The 6245-nt window shown below is 36.9% G+C and carries 5 protein-coding genes; 4 read left to right on the forward strand and 1 reads right to left on the reverse strand.

Annotated elements, in window-relative coordinates:
- Positions 1–156 precede the first annotated feature (156 nt).
- Together QZ265_RS09200 and QZ265_RS09205 are read left to right on the forward strand one after the other, a co-directional pair.
- On the forward strand, positions 157–876 hold the full coding sequence (locus QZ265_RS09200) for a hypothetical protein (protein ID WP_296405532.1): 720 nt from the start codon (positions 157–159) through the stop codon (positions 874–876).
- A gap of 174 nt (positions 877–1050) precedes the next feature.
- Positions 1051–1560, forward strand: a complete 510-nt coding sequence (locus tag QZ265_RS09205; RefSeq protein ID WP_296405533.1) for a DUF6586 family protein — start codon at positions 1051–1053, stop codon at positions 1558–1560.
- 156 nt (positions 1561–1716) lie between these two features.
- Here QZ265_RS09205 and QZ265_RS09210 read toward each other — a convergent pair whose 3' ends face one another.
- The gene (locus QZ265_RS09210; RefSeq protein WP_296405534.1) at positions 1717–2304 is read right to left on the reverse strand and encodes a DUF4442 domain-containing protein; all 588 of its coding nucleotides are present in this window, start codon (positions 2302–2304) and stop codon (positions 1717–1719) included.
- 508 nt (positions 2305–2812) lie between these two features.
- Here QZ265_RS09210 and QZ265_RS09215 point away from each other — a divergent pair.
- Both QZ265_RS09215 and QZ265_RS09220 read left to right on the forward strand, forming a co-directional pair.
- Positions 2813–4327, forward strand: a complete 1515-nt coding sequence (locus tag QZ265_RS09215) for an AAA family ATPase (protein ID WP_296405535.1) — start codon at positions 2813–2815, stop codon at positions 4325–4327.
- Entirely contained in the window at positions 4327–6033 is a 1707-nt protein-coding gene (locus QZ265_RS09220; RefSeq protein ID WP_296405537.1) for a hypothetical protein, read from the forward strand. The genes QZ265_RS09215 and QZ265_RS09220 overlap by 1 nt, the downstream gene beginning before the upstream one ends.
- The last annotated feature ends 212 nt before the right edge of the window (positions 6034–6245 follow it).

The raw sequence follows: 6245 nt of genomic DNA on the forward strand, positions 1-6245 counted from the left end.
TAACTTAATGTACTATTTCTTTAACCAATCTGTATTGTTGCAATAGTAAACTACTTTATTTATTAGTATTGTGATGATTTAATACGCTTTTAATTGGTCAAATGCGTAAAGGTGAAAAAATAGTTTTAGTTGTTTTGGTTAAGTTTTGAGGAAAACATGAGAAAAAAAATATTATTAGTATCTGCTCTTTGCTTAGCGGGGCCGATAAGCGCCCATGCCCAAAAATACACAGCAGACTGTGATAGTTTAAATATCATGTTGATGTCCATGAACGATGATTTAGATATTAATGCCAATTGGCGTTCAGAGAGTTCAGGATCTAGCAAGTATAAGACGGTCAGTGTAGGGGATTCTAGTCACTCGGCTGATCCAAGTTTTTCGATTAGTTGTCCCAATTTTAATGCTAACTATGATGGCAAAGTCCTAAAAATTAAAGCAGACAGTTATAAAGGTATTATCGATCACTTATACAAACAATTAAATCGAGGCGTCGACCTTTACAACTATCGTTGGTATACCGATCCCAAATTGAAGACAGATTTTAAAGTCGATAAGTATAGCTTTGATTTGGATAGGTTATTATTGACGGATGGTTATATTAAAATACCTGAAGGCAGTAGTATGGGCAATGATCAGTCTTTTATAGCTAGTACAGCAGCTATTAGCTATAAAATCAATGGTGGCGAGTTGAAGCCATTGTTATTAAATAAGAGTGTCGCCAACTATTCGTCTGATTTTAAAGCGTCTAAAACTATCGATTTATATCATAAAAATCCAGACATAGGCCGCAAAGGTTTTGGGGTAGAGAGGATTTTCATAGATAAAGAGAATGGCGTGTTAGAGATTTATAAACAATATGTTTTTCCGCCTAAGTAATGGGCTTAAGTTAGTCATAGTTTAATTATGATAGTTATCAAACTCACTTGTATAAGTGAGTTTTTATTGAGACCTAGGCCAACTTACTGAAAATACATAAAGATAATAAGCATGAAAAATAAATTTTTTGTGGTACATTTATATTTTCTAATAATATGTTTTTGAGAGATCTAAATGGCAGACAAAAGCAGAGTAGCCCGTTATCAAGCGGATCGTACCAATCAAAAGTTTTATTTTTGTAGAATAGCGTGCAAGCTAGCAGGTGAAACTGCGGACAAGCAGCTTTATCAAGCCCATTGTGAAACCGCTATTTTTCATTTACAGGGCGCTTTATGGGCATTCTTACAAGAGTTGGCTCACTTTTACAATCTTGATACCAGTCAGCCTAGTATTGATTATCTTGAGAATGCATTAGACAAGAAGACCTTAATATCTCCAGAATTGCAGCGCCTTAAAATCTCTTTAGAATCTGGCGTATTGGCCAATATCACCAAAGCTTATCAACGTTGTCAATATGCACCAGCTACAGATAGTAATAATCTATCTACTTCCACTCAAGATTTGATTGTCAACGTGGTTACATTATCGAATCAATGGTTGCCTGATGAGCAGACTATTAGAGAGTGGCGTACGGAATTTATGTCATTGGTAGATGAAATGCGAGGCGGTATGGTGGAGTATTAAATTTGAATATCAGCTACGGGACTTATATTGCTCTTTGTCAAACATTTTGGCTTTGTTAAACACTTGGCTCTATTAAACAATTAAACTATATAGCACCGTTTTATTATAAACCGTGCTTTTTTATAAAAAATATTAAAGTCGTTAGCTTTAAAGAATTTATTTGACTGTACCTTTACGACGCTGCTTAAGTTCAGATTTTGGAATCCATGCCCAAGTCATTTCTACCGTAATCGGAGCACGGTCACTGTCTGCATTTCTATCCTCAATGACACAAGGGATAACCATTTCACCTTTTGCAGTATCAAGAATATACTGACGTTGCTCATCGCTTAAACTAGCGGTAGCGGCAATTTGTCCCGATTTTAAAGGACGATAGAAGTTTACATGATAAGACTTCAACAATAAAACTCTGTCTGAAGGTAGGTTGATACCAAGAATGAATCCAGTAGCCGTTTCTGCCAATAAAGTTACAGCGACAGCATGTACAGTGCCAATATGATTTTGAACTGTTTTTTTATTTTCAAGACTAACCACCAGTTTGTTAGCTGTTACTTTCTCATATACAATGCCAGTGGTACCTACATAAGGTACAATCTTACCAAAGGCTTTACTCAATATATAAGATTGGGCCGAATCAGGTAAGAATTGCGTCGCTCTTAGTATTTTAGTAAAAGGGTTAATAACTTGATTTGATTTAGAGGATTTACGGTTACCTTCACCTGATGTGGATTTGATTTGCGCCATTTTATTATTTGATTTGTTCAAATTAAGAGGAAGATTTAATTGAGAGGCTAATGCGACTGCTTTTTTGCAGTAGTCTTACCAACATTAGAAACTTGATGAATCAAATTGACTATTTGGCTCATGAGGTGTCCTTGATGTAATAGTATAAAATGTGAAAGTCAGGTGTTGATTATTAAGCACTCAATAATAGCTAATAGTCATACCGAATAAATAAATAATTCAAAGTTAACATGTAGGTTGCCATTATAGCAAACGCTTAGTTAAGCATACGAAGTTATAGCACAGGGCAAACGCACACTTTTCTGGAATTCCATTTAAAATCAAATAGTTATAAATTTAGGTTTTAATTTTCTGAATTTATAAGTCACTGAAAATATTAATTTTTTTAAAAGTATGCGTTTGCCCTGAGTTATAGCATCGAAATAAAGGTTGCTAATCGTAGATTGGCCTTAGTTTTTAATTTTTATGAGACATGAAGAGATATTTTGAACAATAAAGAAGTAACACTTTGAACAATAAAGAAGTAACACTACCCACTGAACCGACCAATCTGATTTTTACAGGTGTTGCAGGAACTGGAAAAACGCACCGACTGCTTGAGATTCAAAAGCAGTATGATGAGTCTGTTGACGGATCATGGGAAAGCTGGCGAGTTCAGCAAGTTAGTCACTATGGATGGTGTGAGGTGGTATGTGCCGTACTGCTTCTTGAAGACAGATTAATGACTGTGCCTGAAATGATGCGTCATCCGCTTGTTATAGATAAATCTACCGCCAATAAGCGAAATGAGAATATTAACCAAACCTTATGGGTACAACTTAACAAACATGCGCATCCCGAGTCCCTAACAGTTAATACTACGCTGCGCTCTGCTAATTATTATTTTGATAAAACAGGGGCTAGTCAATGGTTCTTATTAGAGGAAGTAAAAGCCACTTTACGTACTCAATTGGCGGAGCTTCTAGCACTATATGAAGGGGAAGGCAGGCAATATTATGCTAAGAAATTTGTGGTGAGTCGCAGCTGTTTGTTGAGTTTTCACCAATCTTATGGGTATGATGAGTTTGTCGAAGGTATTAGGCCTCGTATCAATCCTCAGACGGGTCAAATGCAGTATGAGGTACAACAAGGCGCATTTTTGGAGCTGTGTACCAAAGCAAGTAACGACCCTAACCACCGTTATGCTATGTTAATTGATGAGATTAATCGTGCCAATACCTCGCAGGTATTTGGTGAGCTGATGAGTGTCATTGAGCCTAGCAAAAGGATGGGTGGAGCTACCCCCATGTCAGTACGACTTGCCTATTCAGGGCGGCAATTTAGCGTGCCTAGTAACGTGGATATCTATGCCACCATGAATACCCAAGACTTATCCTTAGCGATGTTAGATAGTGCGTTTAGGCGACGATTTGAGTTTATTACTTGCTATTCTGACAGCTCAGTATTGACAGATGTAAAAGATGAGGAAGGTGAAAGTGTTGATTTGGCCAGACTGTTACAAGCTTTAAACCAGCGCCTATTAACCCTGTTTGGCGCAGAGGCACAGTTAGGTCATTCCTATTTTATGGACATAAATAATATAGCGCAATTGGCCAAACGGCTATATCGTCAAGTAATTCCACAAATTATTGAGTATATTAAGCTTAGTGCCATGCCGGCAGAAACACCTAAACTTTTAGCGCAGATATTATATGGCACTAGCAATGGTTTACAACTTAGCAATCACACATTTAATCTAGTTGATGAAAACAATACTATTTATGAAAATATAGACACTTATAGTCACTCTTTAAGTTTGCTACAAACAAACGTGCATGCCAAATCAGAGAGTAATCCCTATATAGAAGCTCATGTAGTAACTGGTTCTAATATTGTAGTATTAAATCCTTATTTTGTGAATGTAGCTACTGAAACTGATATTGAAACTAATACTACGGATGAAGTTGATTTACATCGCTTATATCTCACTGCTAAGCCGTATCAGTTATTATACCAAAGCTATCCGCTAACAGAGGTGTCTTAATGATATCTTCAAGTGCAGTTAGGACAGATGCTAAAGTAGATAAGCCAGACCAAAGACAGCTAATGCTAAACACTCACGATTCTGTTATGAGTTGTTTGGAGCATCAACGACTTAGCCGAGCAGATTTCAAATATTCAAAAGATTTTGATTATTTGCTCAAACATGAATTGCCATGCTTTAGCATTGAGGTAAAACAAGGGCAGATTAGCTTGGTAGTAAGTCATTATTTGGCAAAAGTAGTATTGCCCAGTGGTTTGTCATTGGAAATACTACCAAAAATTGTGGCTGCTAAACCCACGTCTAAATCCTTATCTAAACGCTCATCTAAACCCGCAACTTCAGATGATATAACTGCTATTAAACCTAATAATCAAGAATTATCGTATGCCCAGTCAAACCAATCTAATTATGATAATAGTTGGCAAGTGCAGGTGATTAAAGCCCGTAAATGGGTAGCGACCATGCTTAAAGATATTGGCACTGATAATTTAGCCAAAACCATTCCTGCCGTAACCTTATCACAGCAGTCTACCTATAAAGCTACTGATAACCAGTGCTTATATTCTCAAGTTAAAGGTCTGCCGTTTGACCAAACTATTAACTTAAATGAGCCTTGGTATGAAGGCGTGCTGGCAAGAATCAATCACATTTTACATAAAGCGTCTACATCACTGCCCAATCGTTATCAAACTCAAGTCAATAACCGTCCCAAAGCTCAAGGCAAAATTAATTTAAGTGCCCAGTTAAAAAAAAACTGGCATCGACCGCACTATCTATACACAGAACAAGCGGTATTTGAAACTGATAACTTATTGGCTGAATTTTTGGTCACGGCTTGGCAACAGTTACAAAAGGTGTCTCAATGTCAAACTACAGTACAAGCTCAAACTAAGCTACATGCTCAAACTACAGTACAAGCTCAACCTAAAGCAATAGCAACTGCCGCGAGCCGCAGTAAGCCAAAACCGATGCAACAACTTCCTATAAATTTACATGGCAATTTACCATTAGCGCCTAAACAGTGGGCTATGACTTATCAAACTTTACTAAGTAATAAGCATTCTTGGCGCTCACAATTTAGTGTGGCGCAATTAGAAACAATAACTCAAGCGATAGAGTGGGGATGGTGGTTGCTGAACCAGGGTTCGCATGAACAAACGCCTAAGGATTATGATAAGGCTAGCGCCGACGGGTTACCTGTTCCAGCGGTAATGATTAATATGAATTATGCCTTTGAGCGGTGGGTACTCGGCAAACTTGATAAGTGGGTATCAGCAAACTTGTCATCAAGCAAATTAATTATTAAGCCAAGTTTTGATTGGCTGTATTATCAATCAGAACCATCAAGATCAAGTCTTAAAGAGACAGTTATTCAAAAATTAATTCCTGATGCTTGTATTGTGTGTGATGCAGGCACAGTTAGTCATGTTATAGACATAAAATATAAAACCATTAATAATATTGCCGATGTGAGCGGGGCAGACTGGCAACAACTTTATAGCTACCAAAAGCGTTTAAACTGTCTAAATGCTTGGTTAATTTATCCTAGAACAATTAATTTCACAGAAAGGCTTGACGTTATAGATAAATTAAAAGAGAATAGGCAGTCAAATCAGATGAGTGTTGATAATGTTGCTAGTAATACTGATATAGAAAAAATGAGCGTTATACCATTTGATCCGTATCAATCTTTATTACTGATTTGATGATTTTATAATAGGCTCAACATAATTTTAAAGTTTTGAAAGAAATATTAAATAAGTGTTGACAAGATTAGAGTTTAATCCTATTATATGCACCTCGATAGCGATGACGCAGATGATTGGTTCAATCAAAGCGTATTCAAAGTCGTTAATAGTAAGACATCGGAGTGTGGCGCAGTTTGGTAGCGCATCTGGTTTGGGACCAGAGGGTCGTA

The sequence above is a fragment of the Psychrobacter sp. genome (assembly GCF_018260395.1).
Taxonomy (GTDB): domain Bacteria; phylum Pseudomonadota; class Gammaproteobacteria; order Pseudomonadales; family Moraxellaceae; genus Psychrobacter.

Bases quoted from the DNA above. Each gene is read 5' to 3' on its own strand.
- QZ265_RS09205 (WP_296405533.1), top strand. From the start codon at position 1,051: ATGGCAGACAAAAGCAGAGTAGCCCGTTATCAAGCGGATCGTACCAAT.
- QZ265_RS09220 (WP_296405537.1), top strand. From the start codon at position 4,327: ATGATATCTTCAAGTGCAGTTAGGACAGATGCTAAAGTAGATAAGCCA.
- QZ265_RS09210 (WP_296405534.1), bottom strand. From the start codon at position 2,304: ATGGCGCAAATCAAATCCACATCAGGTGAAGGTAACCGTAAATCCTCT.
- QZ265_RS09200 (WP_296405532.1), top strand. From the start codon at position 157: ATGAGAAAAAAAATATTATTAGTATCTGCTCTTTGCTTAGCGGGGCCG.